Origin of the sequence: Acidovorax sp. SRB_14 (assembly GCF_012932145.1) — a bacterium.
Classification (GTDB): Bacteria; Pseudomonadota; Gammaproteobacteria; order Burkholderiales; family Burkholderiaceae_C; genus Simplicispira.
This window is the reverse complement of record NZ_MWOK01000003.1, coordinates 157,626-183,412: the sequence shown is the minus strand read 5'-3', so window position 1 is coordinate 183,412 and position 25,787 is coordinate 157,626. Positions and strand designations below refer to the sequence as shown.

The 25,787-nt window shown below is 65.8% G+C and carries 27 protein-coding genes; 20 read left to right on the top strand and 7 right to left on the bottom strand.

Annotated features, from left to right (window positions below; all coding sequences use genetic code 11):
* Positions 1–241: 241 nt before the first annotated feature.
* The 4 genes from B2J86_RS03960 to B2J86_RS03945 are packed head-to-tail and all read left to right on the top strand — an operon-like array spanning position 242 to position 3,361.
* A complete protein-coding gene (locus B2J86_RS03960; protein WP_371736110.1) occupies positions 242–1,264 on the top strand; it encodes an RluA family pseudouridine synthase in 1,023 nt (340 codons plus the stop codon).
* Positions 1,261–1,929: an HAD family hydrolase gene (locus B2J86_RS03955; protein WP_169167765.1), complete on the top strand. Its 669-nt coding sequence runs from the start codon at positions 1,261–1,263 to the stop codon at positions 1,927–1,929. The genes B2J86_RS03960 and B2J86_RS03955 overlap by 4 nt, the downstream gene beginning before the upstream one ends.
* 24 nt (positions 1,930–1,953) lie before the next feature.
* Positions 1,954–2,331 (top strand): Rieske 2Fe-2S domain-containing protein, encoded by a 378-nt coding sequence (locus tag B2J86_RS03950; protein WP_169167764.1) that lies wholly within the window; start codon positions 1,954–1,956, stop codon positions 2,329–2,331.
* Between the two features lies 1 nt (position 2,332).
* Positions 2,333–3,361 (top strand): S49 family peptidase, encoded by a 1,029-nt coding sequence (locus B2J86_RS03945; RefSeq protein WP_169167763.1) that lies wholly within the window; start codon positions 2,333–2,335, stop codon positions 3,359–3,361.
* A gap of 95 nt (positions 3,362–3,456) precedes the next feature.
* On the opposite strand, the gene B2J86_RS03940 is transcribed toward B2J86_RS03945, so the two are convergent.
* The 5 genes from B2J86_RS03940 to B2J86_RS03920 form a co-directional block, all read right to left on the bottom strand.
* Entirely contained in the window at positions 3,457–5,232 is a 1,776-nt protein-coding gene (locus B2J86_RS03940; protein WP_173024764.1) for a peptidase M14, read from the bottom strand.
* A gap of 1 nt (position 5,233) precedes the next feature.
* On the bottom strand, positions 5,234–6,097 hold the full coding sequence (locus tag B2J86_RS03935) for an ABC transporter permease (protein ID WP_173024763.1): 864 nt from the start codon (positions 6,095–6,097) through the stop codon (positions 5,234–5,236).
* A complete protein-coding gene (locus B2J86_RS03930; protein ID WP_173024762.1) occupies positions 6,094–7,017 on the bottom strand; it encodes an ABC transporter permease in 924 nt (307 codons plus the stop codon). The genes B2J86_RS03935 and B2J86_RS03930 overlap by 4 nt, the downstream gene beginning before the upstream one ends.
* Positions 7,018–7,052: 35 nt before the next feature.
* A complete protein-coding gene (locus B2J86_RS03925; RefSeq protein WP_169167759.1) occupies positions 7,053–8,567 on the bottom strand; it encodes an ABC transporter substrate-binding protein in 1,515 nt (504 codons plus the stop codon).
* Between the two features lie 69 nt (positions 8,568–8,636).
* Entirely contained in the window at positions 8,637–10,499 is a 1,863-nt protein-coding gene (locus B2J86_RS03920) for an ABC transporter ATP-binding protein (protein WP_173024761.1), read from the bottom strand.
* A 276-nt stretch (positions 10,500–10,775) separates the two neighbouring features.
* On the opposite strand from B2J86_RS03920, the gene hisI reads away from it, so the two are divergent.
* The 8 genes from hisI to tatC all read left to right on the top strand — a co-directional run bounded on the left by hisI (position 10,776) and on the right by tatC (position 15,043).
* Entirely contained in the window at positions 10,776–11,165 is a 390-nt protein-coding gene (hisI, locus tag B2J86_RS03915; RefSeq protein WP_216842292.1) for a phosphoribosyl-AMP cyclohydrolase, read from the top strand.
* Between the two features lie 5 nt (positions 11,166–11,170).
* Complete coding sequence (locus B2J86_RS03910) at positions 11,171–11,572, top strand: phosphoribosyl-ATP diphosphatase (protein ID WP_169167756.1); 402 nt, start codon at positions 11,171–11,173, stop codon at positions 11,570–11,572.
* Positions 11,569–11,955, top strand: coding sequence for a hypothetical protein (locus tag B2J86_RS03905; RefSeq protein ID WP_169167755.1), 387 nt, complete (start codon positions 11,569–11,571; stop codon positions 11,953–11,955). Before B2J86_RS03910 ends, B2J86_RS03905 begins: the two co-directional genes overlap by 4 nt.
* Positions 11,948–12,979, top strand: a complete 1,032-nt coding sequence (locus B2J86_RS03900) for a patatin-like phospholipase family protein (RefSeq protein ID WP_169167754.1) — start codon at positions 11,948–11,950, stop codon at positions 12,977–12,979. The genes B2J86_RS03905 and B2J86_RS03900 overlap by 8 nt, the downstream gene beginning before the upstream one ends.
* Before the next feature lie 42 nt (positions 12,980–13,021).
* The gene (locus tag B2J86_RS03895) at positions 13,022–13,378 is read left to right on the top strand and encodes a histidine triad nucleotide-binding protein (protein WP_169167753.1); all 357 of its coding nucleotides are present in this window, start codon (positions 13,022–13,024) and stop codon (positions 13,376–13,378) included.
* An 86-nt stretch (positions 13,379–13,464) separates the two neighbouring features.
* Entirely contained in the window at positions 13,465–13,704 is a 240-nt protein-coding gene (tatA, locus tag B2J86_RS03890; protein ID WP_169167752.1) for a Sec-independent protein translocase subunit TatA, read from the top strand.
* Between the two features lie 20 nt (positions 13,705–13,724).
* Positions 13,725–14,198 (top strand): Sec-independent protein translocase protein TatB, encoded by a 474-nt coding sequence (gene tatB / locus B2J86_RS03885; RefSeq protein WP_169167751.1) that lies wholly within the window; start codon positions 13,725–13,727, stop codon positions 14,196–14,198.
* 53 nt (positions 14,199–14,251) lie between these two features.
* Positions 14,252–15,043: a twin-arginine translocase subunit TatC gene (tatC, locus tag B2J86_RS03880; protein WP_169167750.1), complete on the top strand. Its 792-nt coding sequence runs from the start codon at positions 14,252–14,254 to the stop codon at positions 15,041–15,043.
* Positions 15,044–15,138: 95 nt separating this feature from the next.
* Here tatC and B2J86_RS03875 read toward each other — a convergent pair whose 3' ends face one another.
* The gene (locus B2J86_RS03875; RefSeq protein ID WP_169633947.1) at positions 15,139–16,290 is read right to left on the bottom strand and encodes a trypsin-like peptidase domain-containing protein; all 1,152 of its coding nucleotides are present in this window, start codon (positions 16,288–16,290) and stop codon (positions 15,139–15,141) included.
* Between the two features lie 238 nt (positions 16,291–16,528).
* On the opposite strand from B2J86_RS03875, the gene B2J86_RS03870 reads away from it, so the two are divergent.
* The 5 genes from B2J86_RS03870 to pdxA all read left to right on the top strand — a co-directional run bounded on the left by B2J86_RS03870 (position 16,529) and on the right by pdxA (position 22,311).
* A complete protein-coding gene (locus tag B2J86_RS03870) occupies positions 16,529–17,650 on the top strand; it encodes a TRAP transporter substrate-binding protein (RefSeq protein WP_169167748.1) in 1,122 nt (373 codons plus the stop codon).
* A gap of 66 nt (positions 17,651–17,716) precedes the next feature.
* Positions 17,717–18,343 carry a TRAP transporter small permease subunit gene (locus tag B2J86_RS03865; protein WP_169167747.1) on the top strand — a complete coding sequence of 209 codons (627 nt, stop codon included), beginning with the start codon at positions 17,717–17,719 and terminating at the stop codon, positions 18,341–18,343.
* Complete coding sequence (locus B2J86_RS03860) at positions 18,343–20,355, top strand: TRAP transporter large permease subunit (RefSeq protein WP_173024760.1); 2,013 nt, start codon at positions 18,343–18,345, stop codon at positions 20,353–20,355. Before B2J86_RS03865 ends, B2J86_RS03860 begins: the two co-directional genes overlap by 1 nt.
* 54 nt (positions 20,356–20,409) lie before the next feature.
* Positions 20,410–21,159, top strand: coding sequence for a Nif3-like dinuclear metal center hexameric protein (locus tag B2J86_RS03855; protein WP_173024759.1), 750 nt, complete (start codon positions 20,410–20,412; stop codon positions 21,157–21,159).
* A gap of 126 nt (positions 21,160–21,285) precedes the next feature.
* Positions 21,286–22,311 (top strand): 4-hydroxythreonine-4-phosphate dehydrogenase PdxA, encoded by a 1,026-nt coding sequence (gene pdxA, locus B2J86_RS03850; RefSeq protein WP_173024758.1) that lies wholly within the window; start codon positions 21,286–21,288, stop codon positions 22,309–22,311.
* A gap of 73 nt (positions 22,312–22,384) precedes the next feature.
* Here the strand turns inward: pdxA and mscL are convergent, their stop codons facing one another.
* A complete protein-coding gene (mscL, locus tag B2J86_RS03845) occupies positions 22,385–22,813 on the bottom strand; it encodes a large conductance mechanosensitive channel protein MscL (protein ID WP_169167743.1) in 429 nt (142 codons plus the stop codon).
* A 145-nt stretch (positions 22,814–22,958) separates the two neighbouring features.
* On the opposite strand from mscL, the gene petA reads away from it, so the two are divergent.
* From petA to B2J86_RS03830, 3 genes are read left to right on the top strand one after another with little or no spacing between them, the layout of a single operon-like run.
* Entirely contained in the window at positions 22,959–23,558 is a 600-nt protein-coding gene (petA, locus tag B2J86_RS03840) for a ubiquinol-cytochrome c reductase iron-sulfur subunit (RefSeq protein WP_169167742.1), read from the top strand.
* An 11-nt stretch (positions 23,559–23,569) separates the two neighbouring features.
* The gene (locus B2J86_RS03835; protein WP_169167741.1) at positions 23,570–24,982 is read left to right on the top strand and encodes a cytochrome bc complex cytochrome b subunit; all 1,413 of its coding nucleotides are present in this window, start codon (positions 23,570–23,572) and stop codon (positions 24,980–24,982) included.
* A 16-nt stretch (positions 24,983–24,998) separates the two neighbouring features.
* Entirely contained in the window at positions 24,999–25,760 is a 762-nt protein-coding gene (locus B2J86_RS03830) for a cytochrome c1 (protein WP_169167740.1), read from the top strand.
* Positions 25,761–25,787 lie beyond the last annotated feature (27 nt).

Below are 25,787 nucleotides of genomic sequence, written 5' to 3'. Positions count from 1 at the left end.
TCAACATGTTCGCTTCGATCCGCCGGCAGTCGCGGCCCGCAAGGGGTGGACTGCCAGCTGGGGTATTCCATATCAGTGTTTCAATTGCGTCAGCCTGCCGCGCGGCATGCAGGCCAAAGCAGGCAACTGGCCTGCATCTTTGCGTGCACGACGCCCGCTGGCATCGACCTGCCTGCGCGCGGGGAAATGGCCGTGTGGACTAAACTCCAGACAAATCAACCACTTACAAAACGCTGCGCAGGTGAAACACATTATAGGGGCCAAACCGCCACCACACCGGGTCCAGGGGCCCGGCGCACCCGCCGCGCCACCGTCGGCCCGCATGGTCGAGGTCGATGCCGAATCGAGCGGCCAGCGGCTCGACAACTTCCTCCTCCGCCAGCTCAAGGGCGTGCCCAAGACCCATGTCTACCGCATCATCCGCAGCGGAGAGGTGCGCATCAACAAGGGCCGCGCCAGCGCCGACACGCGCGTGCAGGGCGGCGACCAGGTGCGCTTGCCGCCGGTGCGGGTGTCCGAGAAAATGGCCGACAAGGCCGCGCACCCGGCGCCGGCGCGCGAGTTTCCCATCCTGCTCGAGGACGAGCACCTGATCGCGCTCGACAAGCCCGCCGGCGTGGCCGTGCACGGCGGCAGCGGCGTGAGCTTTGGCGTGATCGAGCAGCTGCGCCAGGCGCGGCCCCAATCCAAGTTCCTGGAGCTGGTGCACCGGCTCGACCGCGAAACCTCGGGCATCCTGCTGGTGGCCAAGAAGCGCAGCGCACTCACGCACCTGCAGGACCAGTTCCGCGAACGCGAGACCGGCAAGACCTACCTGGCATTGGTCACCGGCAGGTGGCCCGCGAACAAGAAGGTCATCGATACGCCGCTGCACAAGTACCTGCAGCCCGATGGCGAACGCCGCGTGCGCGTGACCACGGAGGGCGATCCCGATGGCATGCGCTCCATCACCCTGGTCAAGGTGCGCGCCACCGCCCCGGCCGTGCCGTTGCAGGGCCTGCCCGCGATGAGCCTGCTCGAAGTCACGATCAAGACCGGGCGCACGCACCAGATCCGCGTGCACCTGGCCAGCAGCGGCCACCCGATTGCGGGCGACGACAAGTACGGGGACTTCGATCTCAACAAGCGCCTGCAAAAATCGGGCCTCAAGCGCATGTTCCTGCATGCCTGGCGCCTGCAGTTCACCCACCCCGCCAGTGGCGCGCGCACCGAGCTGCGCGCCGAATTGCCCCCCGAACTGGCCGCCTTCGCCCCTGTGCCATGACCCTTGTCCGACCCCGCCGCTTTGACCTGATTGCCTTCGACTGGGACGGCACGCTGTTCGATTCCACGTCCATCATCGTGCGCTGCATCCAGGCCGCGGTGCGCGACGTGGGCGGCACCGTGCCCACCGACGAGGCCGCTGCCTACGTGATCGGCATGGCGCTCACGCAGGCGCTGGCCCATGCGGCGCCCGACGTGCCGCCCGAAAAATACGCCGAGCTCGGCAACCGCTACCGCTACCACTACCTGCGCCACCAGGACGACATCAGCCTGTTTGGCGGCGTGCTGCCCTTGCTGGCCGACCTGCGCGCGCGCGGCCACCTGCTCGCCGTGGCCACCGGCAAGAGCCGGCGCGGCCTCGACGAGGCGCTGCACAGCGCGGCGCTGCGCGGCGTGTTCGACGGCTCGCGCACCGCCGACGAGACCGCCGGCAAGCCGCACCCGCTAATGCTGCAGGAGCTGATGGCCGAGTTCGGCGTGCCGGCGCAGCGCACGCTGATGATCGGCGACACCACGCACGACCTGCAGATGGCCTTGAACGCCGGCTGCGCCAGCGTGGGCGTGGCCTATGGCGCGCACACGACCGAGGGCTTTGCCGCGCTGCAGCCGCTGGCCGTTGCCGCGTCGGTGGCCGAGCTGCACGACTGGCTGCGGCGCGAAGCCTGACCCTCTTGGCGGACGCTGTCCATCATGACTGCCCCTGACGACCACGCCGTGGCCCTCTGCCACAGCCGCGACCTGGTGGACGGCGGGCTGGCCGTGCCGTTCGACGTGTGCTACGCCGGCCAGACCTGCCGGGCCTTCGCCATCCGCTTTCAGGGGCAGCCCCAGGCCTACCTGAACCGCTGCACCCACGTGGCCATGGAGATGGACTACCAGCCCAACCGCGTGTTCGACGACAGCGGCCGCTGGCTGCTGTGCGCCACGCACGGCGCGGCCTATGCGCCAGACACCGGCGCCTGCGCCGGCGGCCCCTGCCGGGGCGCTCTGGTGAAGATCACACTGTCGGAGCACGGCGGCGTGGTGCACTGGCATACTGCTTACAACCTCCAACCCGTCCTCTTCTGATATGACCGAGCCCACCTCCAGCGGATCCGATAAAAATCCGCCTGAAATGCCCGACCTGTGGGCGCAAGCAGCTCCTGTTTCAGGAGCTAAAGTCGAGCCCGGGGCGCCGGGTTGGGAGCGCGGCGTGCTCGAAAAGCTGGCCCTGGCCACGCTGGCCGAGCAGCGCGCGGCGCGCCGCTGGCGCACCTTCACGCGCCTGGCCTGGCTGGCGTTTTTCGTCTTCATCGCCTGGGCCTTCCTGTCGCGCGACATGGCCACGGCGGCCAAGAGCGGCCCGCACACGGCGGTGGTCGACATCAAGGGCGAAATTTCCGCCGGCGCCGAGGCCAGCGCCGAATTCGTCATCGCTTCCATGCGCAGCGCCTTCGAGGACGACGGCTCGAAGGCCGTGGTGCTGCTGATCAACTCGCCGGGCGGCAGCCCGGTGCAGGCCGGCATCATCTACGACGAGATCGTGCGCCTCAAGGCCAAGCACAAGAAGCCGCTGTATGCCGTGGTGGAAGAAACCTGTGCCTCGGCTGCCTACTACATCGCAGCGGCGGCCGACGACATCTTTGTCGACAAGGCCAGCATTGTCGGCAGCATCGGCGTGCTCATGGACGGCTTCGGTTTCACCGGCACCATGGAAAAGCTGGGCGTGGAGCGGCGCCTGTTGACCGCGGGCGAGAACAAGGGCTTCCTCGACCCGTTCAGCCCGCAGACCGAAAGGCAGCGCGAGTACGCGCAGGCCATGCTCGACCAGATCCACGCGCAGTTCATTGCCGCCGTCAAGGCCGGCCGCGGCGAGCGGCTCAAGCCCACGCCCGAGACCTTCAGCGGCCTGTTCTGGACCGGCCAGCAGGCGGTCGACATGGGGCTGGCGGACCGGCTGGGCAGCCTCGACTATGTGGCCCGCGAGGTCGTGAAGGCCGAAGACGTCATCGACTACACGCGCCGCGACAACGTCGCCGAGCGCCTGGCCAAGCGCTTTGGCGCCGCCGTCGGTGCCGGTGCGCTGCAAACGCTGCAGCGCGCGCCCGCGCTGCGCTGAACGCAGCTGCACGCAGGAATTTCAGTGAAATAGGGCTCTGGCGCTTGTGCAGCAAGCGCCAGCAGCTATGTTTTTGATAGTTTTGCGCCGGCCTGTCAGCCCGCCGCAGGCCGCGCCAGGCCCTGCCAGGCCTGCACGGCGGCCAGCACGGCCGCGCACTGCACGGTGTGCGCAAAACGGAAATCGCCGTCCGCCACGGTCTCGTCGGGAAACTCGGTGATCAGCGTGACCGGCGGCCCGGGCAGCGGGTTTTCGCTCTGCGTGCAGGCAAATCCCTGGATCTGCTCGAACGGCAGCTCGCCCGCATGCTGCGCGTACAGCGCCATCTGCCGCGCGTTGTAGGCGGACAGGCCCGGCACCCGGGCCAAGGCGGCGCAGACCTGTTCGAGCAGGGCGCGCCCCTCGGCCTGCCAGCCCGGCCGGTGGCGCAGGATCAGAAAGAAACCCTTGGGAATCGTCCACAGGCCAAAGCCGCGCGGCACATAGCCGGTGAGCGGCCGCGTCCATTCATGGGCCGGGTAGCCATGCAGGTTGACATGGAGCTGCGCGCCCGACAGCGCCAGTGCCTGCTCGCGCGCAGCGCGCTCGTACAGCGGCGCCTGCTCGCGGTATTCGATGTCGTCGCCCAGCGCGCTGTAGCGCGCCGCATGCTGCATGTGCCGCGGGTGCTGCACGCACAGCTCGCGGTGCAGCGCGTAGCCGTCGGGGTTTTCGAGCGCGATCAGCGCAAAGTTCGCGCTGCCTGGGGACTGCAGCTGCTGCGCCGCGCGCAGCGCACCGACCACGCCCGAGGTTTCGTTGGCGTGCTGGCCGCCGCTGATGAACACGGCAGCGCCCGGGCCGCGGTGGTACAGGCCGAGCACCGCGCGGCCCTGGCGCGAGGCCGCGGCAAAGCGCAGGCCCGGCAGCCGCGCCATCTCGGCAGCGATCCGCTGCGGGTGCGCCGGGTGCGCCAGCCGCTCCAGCGGCGTGCCCGGCAGTGGCTCGGGCGGCGGGCCCAGCCGGTCCTGCGCCTGCGCCGCGAACGGCTGCAGCGCAATGCGCACGGCGGGCGCGCCGTGGCGCACGTCGGGCACGATCTGGCCGGGCTGCAGGCGGCGGTCGCTGGCGGCCCGGCCCGAGTGGCGCTGGAACACTTCGAGCAGCGAGAAATACAGGTCTTCGTGCAGCGCCTCGGCCAGGCTGATGCATTCATGGTCCACGGCCAGCGGCAGCTCGATGCCCGGCAGGTCCACGCGCAGGTCCAGCCGCTCGAAATAGGGCTCCTGCACCGGCCATGGGTGCTGCTGCACGGTGCGCACGGCATGGTCGAAGAGCTGCTCGCAATCGGTGGCCTGGGGGCCGTCGAGGGCCGCGCCACCACCCTGGGGTGCGCCGGTGCGCAGCCAGCCGGTGGGCGAGAGCTGCGTGCTGCCCAGGTGGTCGGTGTGCACGCGGTTGGGGGCGAACACGCGCGCCTCCACGCGCTCGCCGCTGCCGTACGTAAGGTCCAGCTGGTAATGCAGGTCTTCGCCGCCGGGCGTGCACTGCAGCGTGCAGCCGGCCGGCAGCAGGCCGGCGAGCGGGTAGGCCTCGAGCAGAAAGCGGCGCGGGGCGGCGTGCGCGGGCGCGGGGTAGGTCAGGTGCACGGCGACCAGGCGGGCACAGTCTACGTCTTCGAGGAAGCTGTGGACCAGCGGCTTGTAGGCGCTGCGCAGGCGCGCCCGCACGCCGGCTGCCCGCAGGCGCTGCTCGGCCGCACGGCGCGCGTCCGGGCCCTCGAACAGCCAGCCTTCGACGCTGGCGCCGCGCCACGGGGGCGCCTCGAACTGGCGCACCCAGGCGTCGAGCGTGCGCGGCACCTGCAGGTCGAGCAGCACGGGGGTGTCCATGTCAGAGCTTTCCGGTGGGGTCGATGCGGTCGCGCAGCCAGTCGCCGAGCAGGTTCAGGCCCAGCACCGTGAGCATGATCGCCACGCCGGGGAAGACGCTGACCCACCACGCGGTCTGCATGTAGGTGCGGCCGTCGGCCAGCATGCCGCCCCAGCTGGGGATCAGAGGGTCCACACCCAGGCCGAGGAAGGTCAGGCTGCTCTCGAGCAGGATGTTGTTGGCCACGTTGAGCATGACCAGGATGATGACCGGCCCGATCACGTTGGGCAGGATGTGGTGGCGCACCATGGCCAGGTCGCGCACACCGAACGAGCGCGCCGCCTGCACATATTCGCGCTCGCGCACCGACAGCACCATGCCGCGCACCAGGCGCGCGTACTGCACCCATTGCGAAATGATCATGAACAGGATGATGTTGCCCAGGCCGCCGCCGAGGATGGAGATGAAGGTCAGCGCCACTAGGATGAAGGGCAGGGCCAGCTGCACGTCCACGCAGCGCATCAGGAACATGTCCCAGAAGCCCCGGTAGTAGCCCGCCACCAGGCCGATCGCGATGCCGATGAGCGAAGCCCCCGCCACGGAGGCAAAGCCCACCCACAGCGAGATGCGTCCGCCCACCAGCACGCGCGCCAGCACGTCGCGGCCCAGCGGGTCGGTGCCCAGCGGGTGCGCCCAGGTGGTGAACGGGGCCGTGAGGCGCGCGGTCAGGTCCATGGCCGAGCCACGGTCGGGGAAGATCCAGACCGAGGTCAGCACCAGCGCCAGCATGGCGCCCGTGAGCACCGCGCCGAGGATGAATTCGAGCGAACGCCACTGGAAGGTGCGCGCTTGCGGGGTCGAAGGGACGGAGGCGGATGCGTTCATTTGCTGCGGATGCGGGGGTCGACCAGGCCATAGGCGATGTCGACCAGCAGGTTGGCCGACACGATCATGACCGACAGGAGCGTCACGGTGCCTTGCAGCACGGGGTAGTCGCGGCTGGCAATGGCGTCGAAGGCCAGCGTGCCCAGGCCGGGCCAGTTGAAGACTTTCTCGACCACCACGATGCCGCCGATCAGGTTGCCGAACTGCAGGCCGATGTAGGTGATGAGCGGAATGGCGCAGTTGCGCAGCGCGTGCTTGTAGAGCACCACGCGGTCCTTGAGGCCTTTGCTGCGCGCCACCATGATGTACTGCGCCGACAGCGTCTCGAGCATGGAGGTGCGCACCAGGCGCACGTTGGTCGCCGAGAGGATGATGGCCATGGTCAGCGCCGGCATGATGAGGCTCGCCGGCCCGTCCCAGCCCGAGGGCGGCAGCAGCGGGAACGTGATGGACAGCAGCAGCACCAGCATGATGGCCAGCCAGAAGTTCGGAAACGACAGGCCGACCAGCGAGACGATGCGGATGAACTGGTCCACCCCCTTGCCCTGGTGCACCGCGGCCTGGACGCCCAGCGGCACCGACACCGCCACCGACACCAGCAGCGACACCAGCGCCAGCGCCAGCGTGGCGGGCAGCGCGTCGCCGATCAGGCGGCTCACGGGCGTACCGCCCAGGAAGCTGCGGCCGAAGTCGCCGGTGACGGCGCCGCGCACGAACTCCGCGTACTGCACCAGGAAGGGCCGGTCCAGCCCCAGGCCCTGGCGGATGTTCTGCAGGTCTTCCTCGGTCACGCTGCCCGCGCCCTGGCTCAGCATGACGGCCGGATCGCCCGACAGGCGCACGGCATATGAGACGAACAGCGACACCACCAGCACTACGAAGATCGCCTGCAGCAGCCGCTTGAAGAGGAAACCGCTCATGGTATCGGTCGTTTCAAGGCAGAGGGCTCAAGCGTTCATTCGACGGTGGCGTCGACGAAGCGGAAGCGCCCGTCGCCCGGCAAGCCGAGGTTCTTGGCGCGCTTGTTCACGCCGTAGACGGTGTTGAGGCTGTAGAGCGGCATCTCCAGCGCCTGGCTGGCGACATAGCGGGCAATCTCTTGCAGCGTGGCCTTGCGCGCGTCCTGGTCCCAGGTGTTGCGCTGGGTGTGCAGCAGGGCATTGAGCTTGGGATCGTCGTCAAACGGGTTCCAGCGCTGCTTGGTGTAGTACATGGCGTAGGCCGTGTTGTCGTAGTCGAAGGTCCAGCCGCCCCACTGGTTCTGCCACATCTCGCCGGTCTTGCCGCTCGGGATGATGTCGTTGATCAGCACGTTGGTTTCGTAAGGCTTGAGCGACACCGTGATGCCCACGGCACCGAGGTAGCCGGCAACGGCCTGCGCCACTTCGCGGAAGTTGCTGTCGGGGCCGCGGAAGTCGAGCTGGATCTGCGTGCCGGGCTTGACCCCGGCCTTTTGCAGCATGGCCTTGGCCTGCGCGGGGTTGAACGGCAAGGGTTTGAGGTTCGGGTCGTTGCCAAACGACAGCGCGCCCTGGAAGCTGGCGATCGGCTTGGCCTGGCCCAGCAGAATGGTCTTGATGATGGCGTCGCGGTCCACGGCCATGGTCAACGCCTTGCGCACCTCGGGGTTCTTCATGATGCCGCGCTGGGTGTTGTAGCGCAGCGCGAGGGCCACGGGCCCGTCCATGCTGACCACGGACAGCTTGCTGTCCTTGTTGATCGTGCCGATCAGCGCCAGCGGGATCTGGTTGGCCACGTCCACGCGGCCGGCCTGCAACTCGGCCGCCTGCGTGGCGGGCTCGCTGATGAAGCGGTACACGAGTTGGTCCAGCTTGGGCGCGCCGCCCCAATAGGCGTCGTTGCGCTCGAACGAGAGGCTCACCTTGGGCTTGTAGTCCGTGAACTTGAACGGACCGGTGCCCACGGGGTTCATGCCGAAGTACTGGCTGCCCTTTTCCTTGATGTACTTGGGCGGAACGATCATCGCGCCGTAGCCGGCCAGTTTGGTCAGCAGCACGGGGTCGGGGTTTTTCAGGATGAAATCGACCGTGTTCGCGTTGACCACCACCACCTTGTCGATGGCGTTGTAGTTGGACTGCTGCGGGCCTTTCTTGCCTTCATCGCCCAGCAGGCGGTCGAAGGTGAACTTGACGGCCTCGGCGTCGAAAGGCTCGCCGTTGTGGAATTTCACGTTCTGGCGCAGCGTGAAGCGCAGCTTGGTGTTCTTGTCCAGGAATTCCCACTTGGTGGCCAGGCCGGGCACCAGCTTCATGTCGGGCGTGCGCATGATCAGGCCGTCAAACACCTGGCTGCCCACCGCGCCCCACGCCACTAGGAAAGTGGCGATCGGGTCCCAATTGCCGGGGTCCTGGTGCAGCGCGACGGTGAGCGTTCCGGCCGCATGCGTGGAAGGCGCCGCCAGCGTGGCAAGCACCAGGCTGGTGGTGGCGAAGAAGTTTTTCAGCTTCATGGAGGTCTCCTGGTTGCAAGGACTGGCTCTCGGGGTGCAGAGCCACAAAAAGGGGAATGGGCAGGGTGTCTAGGAAAGCAGGGCCGGCTGCGCGACCCGGTGGCCCGGCGTGGTTTCGACCAGTGTCAGGATCTGCGGCTCCTGGCCCACGCGGCGCACGGGGCTCGGGATCTCGCCCTCGATCAGCCGTGCGTCGATGCTGCGGCCCGGCTCCGCCACGGGCACGGCCGCCAGCAGCCGGCGCGTGTAGGGGTGCTGGGGGTTCTCGAAGATGTCCTGGCGCCGGCCCATCTCGACGATCTGTCCCAGGTACATCACCGCGACGCGGTGGCTGATCTTCTCGACCACCGCCATGTCGTGCGTGATGAACAGGTAGGACAGGCCGCGCTGTGCCTGCAATTCCATCAGCAGGTCGATGATCTGCGCCTGGATGGACACGTCGAGCGCCGACACCGACTCGTCGGCAATCACCAGCTTGGGGTTGCAGGCCAGCGCGCGGGCAATGCAGACACGCTGGCGCTGGCCGCCCGAAAACTCGTGCGGATAGCGGTGCGCATGCGCGGGTTGGAGGCCCACGCACTCGAGCAGCTCGGCAACGCGCCGCTCCAGGTCCTGCGGCCGCGCCAGCAGCCGGTGCGTGACGATGGGCTCGGCAATGCTGAAGCCCACGGTCTTGCGCGGGTCCAGCGAGGCAAACGGGTCCTGGAAGATGTACTGGATGTCCTGGCGCAGCCGCATGCGGCCCGCGGCATCGAGTTGCGCAATGTCCTGCCCGGCAAAGCGGATGGTGCCGCTGGAGGCCGCGACGAGCTGTTGCAGCGTCTTGCCGATGGTGGTCTTGCCGCTGCCCGACTCGCCCACCAGCGCCAGGGTTTCGCCCGGGTAGATCTCGAAGCTGACCTCCTCCACCGCGTGCACGCGGTGCGTGACCCGGCCGAACAGGTTGTGCGCGATGTCGAAGCGGGTGGTGAGCTTGTCGACGGTGAGCAGCGGCGCGTTGGCGTCGACGGTGTCCTGCAGCTGCTCGGTGCCCACTTCGCACAAGGCGTCGCCGTCCAGCACCGTGAGCGGCATGCGCTTAGGAAACGGCTGTCCGCGCAGCGCACCGAGCCGTGGCACGGCTGAGAGCAGTGCGCGGGTGTAGGGGTGCTGGGGCGCATTGAAGATCTGCGCCACCGGCCCGTGTTCGACCTGGCGGCCGCGCCACATCACCACCACGTCGTCGGCCATTTGTGCGACCACGCCCATGTCGTGGGTGATGAAGACCACGGCCGTGTGCAGATCGCGCTGCAACTCGCGGATGATGTTGAGGATCTGCGCCTGGATGGTTACATCCAGGGCCGTCGTGGGCTCGTCGGCAATCAGCAGCGCCGGCTGGCAGGCCAGCGCCATGGCAATCATGGCGCGCTGGCGCATGCCGCCCGAGAGGGCATGCGGGTAGGTGTCGAGCAAGCGCTCGGCATCGGGCAGGCGCACCTTCTGCAGCAGGGCGTGGGCGTGTCGGCGCGCCTCCGCCGCGCTCAGGCCCTGGTGCAGGATCAGCGACTCGGCGATCTGGTTGCCAATCGTGAACACCGGGTTCAGCGATGTCATGGGCTCCTGGAAGATCATCGCAATCTCGTTGCCGCGGATCGCGCGCAGGGCGTCGTCGCTGGCCGTGCGCAGGTTTTGGACGCCGCTGCGCGGCGAGTGGAATAGGATCTCGCCGTCCACGATCTCTCCGCCCGAATAGTCGGTCAGGCGCATGATCGCCTGCGAGGTGACCGACTTGCCCGATCCCGATTCGCCCACGATGGCGACCGTGCGGCCTGCATGCACGTCAAAGCTCAGCCCGTCCACAGCGCGAAAGCGCCCGCCAGGCACTTTGAACTCCACCGCCAGCGAGCGCACGGAAAGCAGCGGCACGCCGCCTGGGGGCGCAATTGTGCTCATGGCATGCACAGCCGTGCAGCCGAGCGGGTGTGCTCACGCAGTTCGCGCAGGCGAGACGAGGTCGTCCAGGGGGCAGGGCGGTTCATTGGGGTGCGGATGAGGCAATGCGTTGGCGCAGTCTGACTGTACTTCCGAAGGGGTTGAACGAACGTAGTGTTTTCCCCAAACGTCAACAAATTGTCGGTAAATTGCCATCTAATTGGCTGCAATAGGAGCAGAAGTGGCAGGGTTCATGCACGCCGGTGCCGGCGGCGCAAATCACCGACAATCCTCTGCATGAACTGGCTCAATGAAGTGAAGTGGGACGCGCAGGGGCTGGTGCCCGTGATCGCTCAGGAAAAAGGCACGAAAGACGTGCTGATGTTCGCCTGGATGGACCGCGAGGCGCTGCAAAAGACGGCCGAGCTGGGGCGCGCCGTGTATTTCAGCCGCTCGCGCCAGCGCTTGTGGTTCAAGGGCGAGGAGTCGGGCCACGTGCAGACCGTGCACGAGATCCGCATCGACTGCGACAACGACGTGGTCTTGCTCCTGGTCACGCAGCAAGGCCACACGCCGGGCATCGCGTGCCATACGGGGCGCCACAGCTGCTTCTTCAGCGTTCTGCGCGACGGCGCTTGGCGGGCCAGCGAACCGGTCTTGAAAGACCCGCAATCCATCTACAAGTGATGCCCATGAGCACTTCTCCACTTTCTGCGACGCACTCGCACGACGCGCTGGCGCGCCTGGCGGCCATCATTGAGAGCCGCAAGGCCGCCAATGGCGGCGACCCCGACAAGAGCTATGTGGCCCGCCTGCTGCACAAGGGGCCAGACGCCTTTTTGAAGAAAATTGGCGAAGAGGCCACCGAAGTGGTCATGGCCGCCAAGGATGTGGACCATGGGGCCGATCCGGGGAAGCTGCTCTACGAAGTCGCCGACCTGTGGTTTCACTCGATGATCGCGCTGGCGCACTATGGCCTGGCCCCCGCCGACGTGATTGCCGAGCTGGAGCGCCGCGAAGGCACCAGCGGCATCGAGGAAAAAGCCTTGCGCAAGGCGGTTGCGCGCGCAGTGCAGGAAGGGGCCAAGCCATGAACGACATCATTGATGTGCAAACGGACGCCCAGAGGGCCGAGGGACTCAAGGCCTGGGGCTGGGTGAGCTACGTGCTGCACTTGGTGGTGGCCGTGGGCGCGGTGCTCCCTTCGGCGCAGCCGAGCGTGGCGCTGCTGCTGATTGCGCTGGTGATCGATCTCGTCAAGCGCGGCGATGCCCAAAGCACCTGGCAGGCCAGCCATTTCTCGTGGCGCATCCGCAGCGTGCTGTGGGCCGGCGTGCTCTACGTCGTCACTGCGCCGTTGTGGCTGCTGTTCTTCCTGCCGGGGTGGATCGCCTGGGGCCTGATCTCGGTCTGGTTCCTCTACCGCATCGTGCGCGGTATGGTGGCCATGAACAAGAACCAGGCGGTCGATGCCTGAGCCCCGCGCCACCCAGCGCCTCAACCTGGCCCTGCAAGGCGGCGGCTCGCATGGCGCGCTGACCTGGGGCGTGCTGGACGCGCTGCTCGAAGACGGTCAGCTGGATTTTGACGGCATCAGCGGCACCAGTGCCGGCGCCATGAACGCGGTGGCCCTGGCCCACGGTTTTGCGCAGGCGGCGCAGCAGCACAAGGACCCCGCAGAAGCGCGCGCGGCCGGCGCGGCGCTGGCGCGCGCCACGCTCACGCGGCTGTGGGAGGGCGTGGGCACCATGGGCAGCCTGATGTGGGGCGCGCCGCTGGCGCAGGTCTTTCCTTCGCTGGCGAACCTGACGCCCTGGCTGGCACCGGCGCAGAGCAACCCAATGAACATCAATCCGCTGCGCAAGCTGCTGGAGCAGGAGGTGGACTTCGATCTGCTGGCGTCCGCCAAGGCTGGGCCCAAGCTGTTTGTCTGCGCGACCAATGTGCGCACCGGGCGCGGCGAGATTTTCTCGGGTGCACACCTGAGCGTCGATGTGGTGATGGCCTCGGCCTGCCTGCCGCTGGTGTTCAAGGCGGTCGAAATCGGGGGCGAACCCTATTGGGACGGAGGCTATTCCGGCAACCCGGCGCTCTACCCCTTGATCTACCAGACCGACTGCAGCGACATCTTGCTGGTGCAGATCAATCCGATCGAGCACTTGAGCGTGCCCAATACCGTGCCCGAAATCATGGAGCGCTTGAACGAAGTCACCTTCAATGCCAGCCTGCTGGCAGAGTTGCGGGCCATCGAATTCGTGCGCCGCCTGCTCGCTGAAGGCAAGCTGGACCCCGGCCGCTACAAGGACGTGCGCATGCACCGCATCGACGGGGGCACGGAGTTGGCGGGTTTTGGTGCGACCAGCAAATCGCGCGCCGACCTGGCCTTTGTGCGCCAGCTGTTCGAACTCGGTCGTGCGGCGGGCCAGAAGTGGCTGCACGCCCACCGCAAAGACCTGGGCGTGCGTGCGACCCTGGATCTCGCCCACCACCATCCCTTCTGATCCTGTAACGGCGGTGTTGCACTGCCGCTTTTTTGTTTGACCATGCACGACCCTGACTGCCTCTTCTGCAAAATCATTGCAGGCCAGATTCCCTCCCGAAAAGTCTATGAAGACGGGGAGATCTTCGCGTTCCATGACATCCATCCGTGGGCGCCGGTGCATTTCCTGATGGTGCCCAAGCTCCACCTGCCGTCCATGGCACAGACCGAGCCCGCACATGCGGGGCTGCTGGGGCGCATGATGGCCCTGGCGCCGCGCCTGGCGCTGGAGCAGGGGTGCAGGCCCTATCCCGAGGGGGGGTTCCGCATCGTGGTAAATACCGGCCTTGAAGGGGGCCAGGAAGTGCACCACCTGCACCTGCACGTCATGGGCGGGCCGCGCCCCTGGTTGCGCGGCTGACGGGCCGCGCCATGGATGTGGCAGGGTGAATACCCTTTGGTCATATCCGCCGTCTAAAATGAACCGCATTCCTTAGGAGATATTTCATGGGCTCGTTTTCCATCTGGCACTGGCTGATCGTGCTGCTGATCGTCGTTATGGTGTTTGGCACCAAGAAGCTCAAGAACATGGGTTCTGATCTGGGCGGCGCCGTCAAAGGTTTCAAGGACGGCATGAAGGACGGCTCGGCCGACGCCACCGCTGCCACGCCCCCCGCGGGCCAGGTCGCCAACCAGGCCGCGACCGACAAGACCACCATTGATGTCGAAGCCAAGCAAAAGAGCTGAGTCGTTGAGCGCGTGCACGCATGATTGATATCGGCCTGTCCAAAATGGCGCTGATCGGCGCGGTGGCACTCATCGTCATCGGGCCCGAGAAGCTGCCGCGCGTGGCGCGCACCGTGGGCACCTTGCTCGGCAAGGCGCAGCGCTATGTGTCCGACGTCAAGGCCGAGGTCAATCGTTCCATGGAGCTCGACGAGCTCAAGAAGATGAAGGACACGGTGGAGGGTGCGGCGCGAGACGTCGAACAGTCCATCCACACCAGCGCCAAAGAATTCGAAAAGGACTGGGCCGAGACCACGCACACGGCCGACGCGTCGGCGTCCGGGTTGGACGATCTGGGCCGTGCGCTGGTGCCGGCCTACCGCCACCCCGGCAAGAACTGGCGCCTCAAGCGCGGCGCGATGCCGCAGTGGTACAAGTCGCGCAACGGTGTTCGCACCAAGGCCCTGTCGGGCGCGGCGCGCGTGGCGCGCTACCGGCCGCAGAAATTCCATTGATGCTGCGGCGCATTGCGCAGCCTGTGCGGGCCTAGGGCCCGCAGCACCTCAACATGTCCGATATTCCATCCCAAGACGACGAGCTGGCCGGCACCGAGCAGCCGTTTGTGCAGCACCTCATGGAGTTGCGCGACCGCCTGGTCAAGGCCTCCATTGCCGTGGGCATTGCCGCCGCGCTGCTGTTCTTCTACCCCGGCCCCGGCGCGCTCTACGACCTGCTGGCGGCGCCGCTGGTGGCGCACCTGCCCAAGGGGGCCACGCTGATCGCCACCTCGGTGATTTCGCCTTTCATGGTGCCCCTCAAGATCCTGCTGATGGCGGCCTTCCTGCTGGCGCTGCCGTTTGTGCTGTGGCAGGTCTGGGCGTTTGTGGCGCCGGGCCTGTATTCGCACGAAAAAAAGCTGGTGATGCCGCTGGTGGTGTCCAGCACCGTGCTGTTCTTCATCGGCGTGTGCTTTTGCTACTTTTTCGTGTTCGGCCAGGTGTTTAGTTTCATCCAGAGCTTTGCGCCCAAGAGCATCACGGCAGCACCTGACATCGAGGCCTACCTCAGCTTTGTGCTGACCATGTTCCTGGCGTTCGGACTGGCGTTCGAGGTGCCCATTGTGGTGGTCGTGCTGGCGCGCATGGGGCTGGTCAGTGTCGAGAAGCTCAAGCACTTTCGCGGCTACTTCATCGTGCTGGCGTTCATCATCGCAGCCATCGTGACGCCGCCCGATGTGGTGTCGCAGCTGGCGCTGGCCATACCCATGTGCCTGTTGTACGAGCTGGGCATCTGGGCGGCACAGATTTTCATCAAGCACACCAAGGCGCCCGAAGACGCGGACCAGCCGGCGTCGTCCTGACGGGTTTTGCATAAAAATGGCTTCCAGCGCCCTATGGGTAAGCGCTGGAAGCTATGTTTTTTATAGCGTCTGGGGCTGCGCTGCCGCAGCCTTGGTCAGCGCTGCAGGAGGGCGCGCGGCGGCTTGGGCCGCAGGCCGGGCGTGACGCCCAGGTTGAGCGTGCGCTCGCCGCGCAGCACCTGGAAGTTGGCTGGCGCGCCCGGTTTGAGCGCAGCCACGGTGCTGAGCAGCGCGGGCACGCTGGTGATGGCTTTGTCGCCGACGCGCAAGATCACGTCGCCAGGGCGCATGCCGGCCTGTGCGCCCGGGCCGCCCTGCAGCACGCCGGTGACGATCACGCCCTCGGTGGCCTTGACGCCAAAGGTTTCGGCCAGTTCGGGCGAGAGTTCGCTGGGCTCCACGCCGATCCAGCCGCGCGTGACCTGACCGTCCTTGACAATGCCGTCGAGCACCATCTTGGCCGTGGACACGGGAATGGCAAAGCCGATGCCCATGCTGCCGCCCGAGCGCGAGTAGATGGCGGTGTTGATGCCCTGCAGGTTGCCGTACACATCAACCAGCGCGCCGCCCGAGTTGCCGGGGTTGATGGCCGCGTCGGTCTGGATGAAATTCTCGAACGTGTTGATGCCCAGCTGGCTGCGGCCCAGGGCGCTGACGATGCCGCTGGTCACCGTCTGGCCCACGCCAAACGGGTTGCCGATCGCCAGCACATGGTCGCCCACGGCCAGCTCGTCCGAGTTGCCCAGCGCGATCACCGGCAGCTTGTCGAGCTCGACCTTCAGGATGGCCAGGTCGGTCTCGGGGTCGGTGCCAATCACGCGGGCGCGGGCGTGACGGCTGTCGGTGAGCGTGACCGCGATCTCGTCGGCACCCTCGACGACGTGGTTGTTGGTCAGGATGTAGCCGTCGGGGCTGATGATCACGCCGCTGCCCAGCCCTGCCTGCGGCTGGTTGTCTTGGTCGCCAAAGAAGAACTGGAACCAAGGGTCGTTGCTGCGCGGGTTGCGCACCGCCGCCTTGCTGGTGTTGATGCTGACCACTGCCGGCGCCGCCTTGCGCGCGGCCACGCTGAAGCTGCCCGGCGCGGGCTGCGCGGCGTTGGACGGCGGTGCCTCAATCAGCGCAATGCCCGCGCCCGACAGCGTAGCGCCGCGCTGCAGCCAGCTGGGCTGGAGCGTGGCGACGACGAAATAGGCGGCAACCAGTACGGTCACGGCCTGTGAAAAGAGGAGCCAAGTGCGCTTCATGATGGTGTTTGGGTCGGAAACAAAGGGCTTTGGGCTGCGCATGCGCATGGCACGCAAGGGCATCGTGGATTGTCGCTGAACGCCCGCATTCCTTGCAAAACCGTGTCTTCTCAGCCTGTTCCTGCGCCCTCAACGGAGTCCCCGGAACGTGCATGGTGTAAACCCTGTGGTGTTGCCGGGACCGTTGCCGACAATGAAATTGCAACGTTAGATTGCATTCAACATTACGGAGACACCAATGACACACAGCAACACACCGCGCCGCCGCAGCCTGCTCAAGGGTGCCGCCGTGGCAGCAGGCGCCATGTCGGCACCCATGGTCGCTACCGCCCAGACCACCACGCTGCGCTTCCAAAGTACCTGGCCGTCCAAGGACATCTTCCACGAATACGCGCAGGATTTTGGCAAGAAGATCAACGACATGGCCGGCGGGCGCCTGAAGATCGAGGTGCTTCCTGCCGGCGCCGTGGTTCCGGCGTTCCAGTTGCTTGAAGCGGTCAACAAGGGCACGCTCGACGGCGGTCACGGTGTGGTGGCCTACCACTACGGGAAAAACGCCGCCCTGGCGCTGTGGGGGTCCGGCCCCGCCTACGGCATGGACCCGAACATGGTGCTCGCCTGGCACAACTACGGCGGCGGCAAGGCGCTGCTTGATGAAATCTACAAGAGCCTGAACATGGACGTCGTGTCCTACCTCTACGGCCCCATGCCCACCCAGCCGCTGGGCTGGTTCAAGAAGCCGGTCGCCAAGTCTTCCGACATGAAGGGCCTGAAGTTCCGCACCGTGGGTCTCGCCGTCGATGTGTTCACCGACATGGGGGTGGCGGTGAATCCACTGCCCGGCGGCGAGATTGTCCCGGCGCTGGACCGTGGCCTGATTGACGCTGCCGAGTTCAACAACGCCTCCAGCGACCGCGTGCTCGGCTTTCCGGACGTGGCCAAGAACTGCATGCTGCAAAGCTTTCACCAGAGCGGCGAGCAGTTCGAAATCCTGTTCAACGGCGCCAAGTACAAGGCGTTGCCGGCGGAACTCAAAGCCATCATCGACTATGGCGTGCAAGCGGCCAGCGCCGACATGAGCTGGAAGGCCATCGAGCGCAACTCGCTGGACTACATCGAGCTGAAAAAGGCCGGTGTGAAGTTCTACAAGACGCCCGATTCGATCCTGCGCGACCAGCTCGCCGCCTGGGACAGGACCATTGAAAAGAAGGCCAAGGAGAACCCGCTGTTCCAGAAAGTGCTCGATTCGCAGAAGGCCTTTGCACAGCGCGCCGGCCAGTGGCAGAACGACTACTCGGTCGACTTCAAGATGGCCTACAACCACTACTTCGGCCGCAACGCACCGGCCAAGAAGAGCTGAGCCGCATTAGGAGGGAAAGGCGCCGGATGTTCGGCGCCTTTTTTTATGTTCGACCAAGGATTTTTGATGCAACGATTTCTTTTGGCTGTGGACAGCTTTTCCACCTGGTTCGGCAAGGCCACGGCCTGGACCGTGGTCGGGCTCACCTTTCTTATCACGGCGGAAGTGTTCTCCCGCTATGTTCTGAACCAACCCCATGCGTGGGTGCTGGATGCACAGATCATGCTGTACGGAACCCTGTTCATGTGTGCAGGCGCGTACACGCTGGCCAAGGGCGGCCATGTGCGCGGCGACGTGCTGTACGGCTTCTTCCGGCCGCGCACGCAGGCCACCCTGGATCTGGCGCTCTATATCGTGTTCTTCCTGCCCGGCATCGTGGCGCTCACCTGGGCTGGATGGACCTACGCCCACGAGTCGCTGGCCATGCGTGAGCAGACCTTCAATGCCGACCCGATCCCGGTCTACCCGTTTAAGTTCGTGATTCCCGTGGCCGGCGCTGTGCTGCTGCTGCAGGGTCTGGTCGAGATCGTGCGTTGCGTCCTGTGCCTGCGCGATGGCGTCTGGCCCGCCCGCGAGGAAGACGTCGAAGAAGTGGACGTCGACAAGCTCAAGGAAATGGTGCACGCCAAAGACGCCAACGTGAACGACGTCGCTAAATACGTACCGCTCGCACAACGCCAGGAGGGTGCGTAATGATGATCCGCAAGGAACTGTGGTTCGGCTTTGGGCTGATGGCAATCATCATCGCCGGGGCCCTGTACATGCTGATCAGCGCCCCGGTGCTCACCAACGGCCACATCGGCCTGCTGATGCTCTCGCTGGTGGTGGTGGCCATCATGCTGGGTTTCCCCACCGCATTCACGCTGATGGGGATGGGGATACTGTTCGCGTTTTTTGCATACCATTCAGGCGGCCAGACGATTGAGGGCGCGATGCACCAGACGCTCGACCTGATGGTGCAGCGCGCTTTCTCGGTGATGGCCAGCGACGTGCTGATCGCCATCCCGTTGTTCGTCTTCATGGGCTATCTGGTCGAGCGCGCCAACCTGATCGAAAAGCTGTTCACCAGCTTGCACCTCATGCTCGCACGCGTCCCCGGCTCGCTCGCCGTCGCGACCCTGGTGACCTGCGCCCTGTTCGCGACCGCCACAGGCATCGTTGGTGCGGTCGTCACGCTGATGGGACTGCTGGCCTTGCCGCCGATGCTGCGCGCCGGCTATGACGTGCGGGTGTCGGCGGGCGTCATCACGGCCGGTGGTTGCCTGGGCATTCTGATCCCGCCTTCGGTGCTGTTGATCGTCTACGGCGCAACGGCGGGCGTCTCGGTGGTCCAGCTGTACGCCGGTGCGTTTTTCCCCGGATTGATGCTGGCCGGCTTGTACATCCTGTATGTCATCCTGGTCGCGAAAATCAAGCCCCGCCTGGCGCCTCCGCTCAGCGCCGAGCAGCGCAAGGTGCCGTTGCCGGCGCAACTGATCGCCGTCGGCGCCACAGGCGCACGCCATGCCGTGCCTGCACTGATCGGCGCGCTGAAGGGCCGGCGCAACACAGAAGTTCCCGGAGCCTACCTGCTTCGCCAGCTGTCCCTCGCGCTGCTGCCCTTGCTGCTTTTCATCGTCATCGCCGCACTCAGCTATCGCACCGCTACCAGCATCGAGCCGCTGCCAGCGAGTTCCGGACTGCAGCAGATCGGCAGCGAGGCGCCGTCCAATGCCGACTATGGCGGCGTACAGGAGCCGCCGGGTGAAAGCGGTGGGCTGGCGGAGCCACCGTCCGAGGGCGGGCTGACTGAGCCACCTTCGGAGGGCGGACTGGCTGAGCCGCCGGCGGAGGGCGGTCAGGCGCAGCCCGGCGATGGCGCTCTGGCGGCAGCCACAGGTGTAGAGCCTGCGGCAACGGCCGCAGCCGCAGCGCCGGCGACCCCCGTCAGCCCGCCTGTGGCAACGACCCAACCGGCATCGGCCAGCTTCTGGATCGGCCTGGCGGTGGGTGCCGTCGTGCTGGCCGTCTACTACGCACTGCTCAGTTTCGCGCGGCTCGAAATCTTCAAGATGCTGCTGGCCTCGTTCTTCCCGCTCCTCGCCATGATCTTGACCGTGCTGGGCTCGATCGTCTTTGGCCTGGCGACGCCGACGGAGGCGGCTGCGGTGGGTGCCTTCGGAGGCTTCATCCTTGCGGCGGCCTACCGTCAGCTCAACCTGAGCATGGTGAAAGAGTCGGTCTTTCTCACCGCCAAGACCTCGGCCATGGTGTGCTGGCTCTTTGTCGGTTCTGCCATCTTCTCGGCGGCCTTTGCGCTGCTGGGCGGACAGGCGCTGGTCGAGCAATGGGTGCTTGGGATGAACCTGACCAAGGTCGAGTTTCTGGTGCTGACCCAGGTGATCATCTTCGTGCTGGGCTGGCCACTCGAGTGGACAGAAATCATCGTCATTTTCATGCCGATCTTCATTCCGTTGCTGGACAACTTTGGGGTGGACCCGCTGTTCTTCGGCCTGTTGGTGGCGCTGAACCTGCAGACCGCGTTCCTGAGTCCGCCTGTGGCGATGTCGGCCTTCTACCTCAAAGGCGTGGCGCCCAAGCATGTGACGCTCAACCAGATCTTTGCGGGCATGATGCCGTTCATGGGCATCCAGATCATCGCCATCGTCCTGCTGTACATGTTCCCAGCCATCGGGCTTTGGCTGCCGGAGCTGCTCTACAAGTAATCCGCAGCGGGGGGGCGGTGGGAAAGGCGCCATACGACATAGCACAATAGCCACATGCCCATCTCCCGCCCCGAACTTCTGCAGGCGTTCGACAGCCTGCTGCAACCCGAACGCTTCAAGGACTACGGCCCCAACGGCCTGCAGGTCGAAGGCAAGAAGGAGATCGCGCGCATCGCCAGCGGTGTCACCGCCAGCCGCGCGCTGATCGATGCCGCCATCGGCGCGCGCGCCGATGCCCTGTTTGTGCACCACGGCCTGTTCTGGCGCGGTCAGGACGGGCGTGTGACGGGCTGGATGAAGCAGCGCCTGCAGCGGCTGCTGGCGCACGACATCAACCTGTTTGCCTACCACCTGCCGCTCGATGCCCACCCCGAGCTGGGCAACAACGCGCAGCTCGGCAAGCGGCTGGACTGGGTGGCCGATGCGCGCTTTGGCGAACAGGACCTGGGCTGTGTCGCCCGTGCGCGCTACAGCGACGCACAGGCCCTGGCGCAGCATGTGGAGCAGGTGCTGGGGCGGCGTGCCACGCTGGTGTCGCCGGGCGACCAGGCCATCACCCGCGTGGCCTGGTGCACGGGCGGCGCGCAGGGCTATTTCGAGGCGGCCATCGCCGCGGGCGCCGACGCCTTCGTCACCGGCGAAATCTCCGAGCCCCAGGCGCACCTGGCGCGTGAAATGGGCGTGGCCTTCATCGCCGCCGGGCACCATGCAACCGAGCGCTATGGCGCACCGGCCGTCGCCGCGCAGGTGGCGGCGCAGTTCGGGCTCGACCATGTCTTCATTGACATCGACAACCCCGCCTGAAAGCGGCACCGCACCGCGCCGCGTGCGTTCGGCGCGCAAAGGGATGCTACGTTTTGTATAGCTAACAACGCTTTATTGACGGGCGTTTGATGCCGATTTCATCCAAATTTCTCCGCACCCTCCAGCATGACCCCTTTTGCCATCACCCAGGGCGATCCGGCCGGCATCGGCCCCGAGACCATTGCCAAAGCCTTTCGCGACGCGCCCAGCGAGTTGCGTGGTTTTTTTGCCGTCGGCGACCTCGCCACATTGCGCCGCGCTGCGCACTGCATTGCCCGCCCCGGCGAGCCCGAGCTGCCCGTGGCGCTGATCACCGATCCGGCCGAGGCCTGGGCCGTGCCGCCGCGCTGCCTGCCCGTGCTGCAACTGCCCGGGCTGCCGGGGCCGCAACCGTTCGGACAGGTCCGTGCCGAGGCCGGGCGCGCCGCGGCCGACTGCGTGGTCTGGGCGGCGCGCGCGGCACTGCGCGGCGAGATCGCCGGCCTGGTCACGGCGCCGCTGCACAAGGAGGCGCTGCACCTGGCGGGCGTGCACTACCCGGGCCACACCGAGCTGCTGCAGGCCGAGGCGGCGGCGCACCGCGGTGTGGCGCTGGCCGACATGCCGGTGCGCATGATGCTGGCCAGCGACGAGCTGCGCACGGTGCTGGTCAGCATCCATGTGTCGCTGCGCGCGGCGCTCGAGGCCGTGACGTGCGAGAACGTGCTGCAGACGCTGCAGATCACGCATGCGGCGCTGCAACGCAGCCTGGGCCGCGCGCCGCGCATCGCCGTGGCGGGGCTGAACCCGCATGCCGGCGAGGGCGGGCTGTTCGGCCGCGAGGAGATCGAGCACATCGCGCCGGCCGTGGCGGCCGCCCGCGCGCAAGGGCTCCATGTCACCGGCCCGCTGGCGCCCGACACGGTGTTCATGCGCGCGCGCCACACCAGCGCCCGGCAGGGCGAATTCGACGTGGTGCTGGCCATGTACCACGACCAGGGCCTGATCCCGGTGAAATACCTGGGCGTGGACAAGGGTGTGAACGTCACGCTTGGTTTGCCGTTGGTGCGCACCAGTCCCGACCACGGCACGGCGTTCGACATCGCGGGCCAGGGCGTGGCCGATGCGTCCAGCCTGATCGAAGCCGTGCGCATGGCGCGCGAGCTGGCTTGAGCAAGAAAAACGCCCGAAACGCTTGCGCGCCGGGCGTTTCAAGCTACTGAAACAGTAGCCGCATGGGGCTGTTTCAGCGCCGCAGGCTGTCGCGGATTTCGCGCAGCAGCACGATGTCTTCGGACGGCGGCAGGACCACCACCGGCACGGGCGGCGCCTGGCGCTTGAGGCGGTTGACCTGCTTGATCATGAGGAAAATGATGAACGCCAGGATGAGGAAGTTCACCGCCACGGTGATGAAGTTGCCGTAGGCAAAGACCGGAACGCCGGCCTTCCTGAGCGCATCCAGGGTCATGGCCGTGCCCGCTGGTACAGAGCCGAGCACCACGAACAGGTTGGAGAAGTCGAGTTTGCCGAACACCAGGCCCACGACCGGCATGATGAGGTCTGCGACGACCGAGTCCACGATCTTGCCGAAAGCGCCGCCGATGATGACACCCACCGCCAGGTCGATGACGTTGCCCTTGACCGCGAACTCCCTGAATTCTTGTGCCATTCCCATGGTGTGCCCTTTCGGATGTTGAGGCGTGCAGTATTGCGCAGCCTGTGGGGCTGTCAACGCTGCGCTGTTGCGGCGGCGCCAGTTTTCACTCCGCTACAATTTGAGGTTGATCTCTCCAATATAGCGATGTTCATCGAGGATTCCCATGAGTGAAACTCCAATCGACTCCAGCAAACGGACGTGGCTGATCGCATCCGGCTGTGCGGGTGCGGTGGGCGGCGTGGCAACCGCCGTTCCTTTCGTGAGTACTTTTCAGCCCTCCGAGAAGGCCAAGGCCGCTGGTGCTGCCGTCGAAGTGGACATTTCCGCGCTCAAACCCGGTGAAAAAGTCACCGTCGAGTGGCGTGGCAAACCGGTATGGATTGTCAAGCGCACGCCCGAGCAGCTGGCCGAGCTGCCCAAGCTTGATGGCCAGTTGGCCGATCCGCAGTCCAAGCGCAACCCGGCTGAATTCACACCCGAGTACGCGCGCAACGAGCACCGCTCGATCAAACCCGAGATCCTGGTGGCCGTGGGCATTTGCCCGCACCTGGGCTGCTCGCCGTCCGATCGGTTTGCGCCTGGCGCGCAGACCTCCCTGCCCGACGACTGGAAGGGCGGCTTCCTGTGCCCCTGCCACGGCTCGACCTTTGACATGGCCGGACGCGTTTTCAAGAACAAACCTTCGCCCGACAACCTCGAAGTGCCGCCGCACATGTACCTGACGGACACGCGTTTGCTCATCGGCGCCGACAAGAAAGCCTGAGGAAATGCACCATGGCTGAATTCAAGGAAATTTCCCCCAACGCCTCGTCCGGCGCCAAGCTGACGAACTGGTTTGAAAACCGCTTCCCGACTGCGTTCGACGCCTACCGCGTCCACATGTCGGAGTACTACGCCCCGAAGAACTTCAACTTCTGGTACATCTTCGGTTCGCTCGCCCTGCTGGTGCTGGTGATCCAGATCGTCACCGGCATCTTCCTGGTGATGCACTACAAGCCCGACGCCGCCAAGGCCTTCGAGTCGGTCGAGTACATCATGCGCGACGTACCCTGGGGCTGGCTGATCCGCTACATGCACTCCACCGGTGCCTCGGCGTTCTTCATCGTCGTCTACCTGCATATGTTCCGTGGCCTGATCTACGGCAGCTACCGCAAGCCGCGCGAGCTGGTCTGGATCTTCGGTTGCGCCATTTTCCTGGCGCTCATGGCCGAAGCCTTCATGGGTTACCTGCTGCCCTGGGGCCAGATGTCGTACTGGGGCGCCCAGGTGATCGTGAACCTGTTCTCGGCCATTCCTTTCGTCGGCCCCGACCTGGCCCTGCTGATCCGCGGTGACTATGTGGTCGGCGACGCCACGCTCAACCGCTTTTTCAGCTTCCACGTCATCGCCGTGCCGCTGGTGCTGCTGGGCCTGGTGGTGGCGCACTTACTGGCACTGCACGACGTGGGTTCCAACAACCCCGACGGCATTGAAATCAAGGGCCCCAACGCGCCCAAGGACGCCAAAGGCCATCCGCTCGACGGCATCCCGTTCCACCCCTATTACACGGTGCACGACATCCTGGGTGTGTGCCTGTTCCTGATGGCCTTCACGGCGGTGATCTTCTTCGCTCCCGAGGCTGGCGGCTACTTCCTGGAATACAACAACTTCATCCCGGCCGATCCGCTCAAGACCCCTGCGCACATTGCACCGGTCTGGTATTTCACGCCGTACTACTCGATGCTGCGTGCCATCACGAGCGAAATGATGTACGCGCTGATCGCCTGCGTGCTGCTGGGTGCTGTGCTGGGTGTGGTCAAGGGCAAGTTGCCCGGCTTCCTCAAGGGTGCTATCGTGGCCGCCGCCGTGGTGGTTGTGGCGCTGATGCTGTCGATCGACGCCAAATTCTGGGGCGTGGTGGTCATGGGAGGCGCCGTCGTCATCCTGTTCTTCCTGCCCTGGCTCGACGCCAGCCCGGTCAAGTCGATTCGCTACCGTCCAAGCTGGCACAAGTACCTGTATGGCGTGTTTGTCGTCAATTTCGTCGTGCTGGCCTACCTGGGCGTGCAGCCACCGTCGCCGATTGGCGAGCGCGTCTCGCAGGTCGGAACGCTGTTTTACTTTGGCTTCTTCCTGCTGATGCCGTGGTGGAGCCGCCTGGGCGAGCCCAAGGCAGTGCCTGACCGCGTGACCTTCGCTGCGCATTGAGCTGGAGACGACCAATATGAAAAAACTCATTCTCACGATGATCGCGGCCCTGGGGCTGGCCGCCGGTGCGGTGCATGCAGCCGGTGGTGACACCGTTGCCTGGGACAAGGCGCCCAACAAGACCAACGATCTGGGCGCGCTGCAAAATGGCGCCAAGCTGTTCGTCAACTACTGCGTGGGCTGCCACTCGGCGGCGTTCATGCGCTACAACCGGCTCACCGACATTGGCCTGAATGAGCAGCAGATCAAGGACAACCTGCTGTTTACCACCGAAAAAATCGGTGACACCATGGTGGCGACCATCGACCCCAAGCAGGCCAAGCAGTGGTTCGGCGCGAATCCACCCGACCTCACCGTGATCGCGCGCTCGCGCGCTGGCCACGGCGGCACGGGAGCGGATTACCTCTACACCTTCCTGCGCAGTTTCTACCGCGACGACACCAAGGCGACCGGCTGGAACAATCTGGTGTTCCCCAGCGTGGGCATGCCCCATGCCTTGTGGCAGCTGCAAGGCGAACGCCAGCCGATCTTTGAAGCGCACGACAGCCATGGCCAAACGAGCCAGGTGTTCAAGGGCTGGCAGCAAACCGGCCCCGGCGCGATGACGCCGCTGCAGTATGAGCAGGCGGTCGGTGACCTGGTGGGCTACCTGCAATGGATGGGCGAGCCTGCCCAGAACACCCGTGTGCGCATCGGTGTGTGGGTCTTGATTTTCCTGGGCTTTGCCACCGTGATCGCCTGGAAGCTTAATGCCGCGTACTGGAAAGACGTGAAGTAATTGGGTCCGCTACGCTGCGCCTTCGGG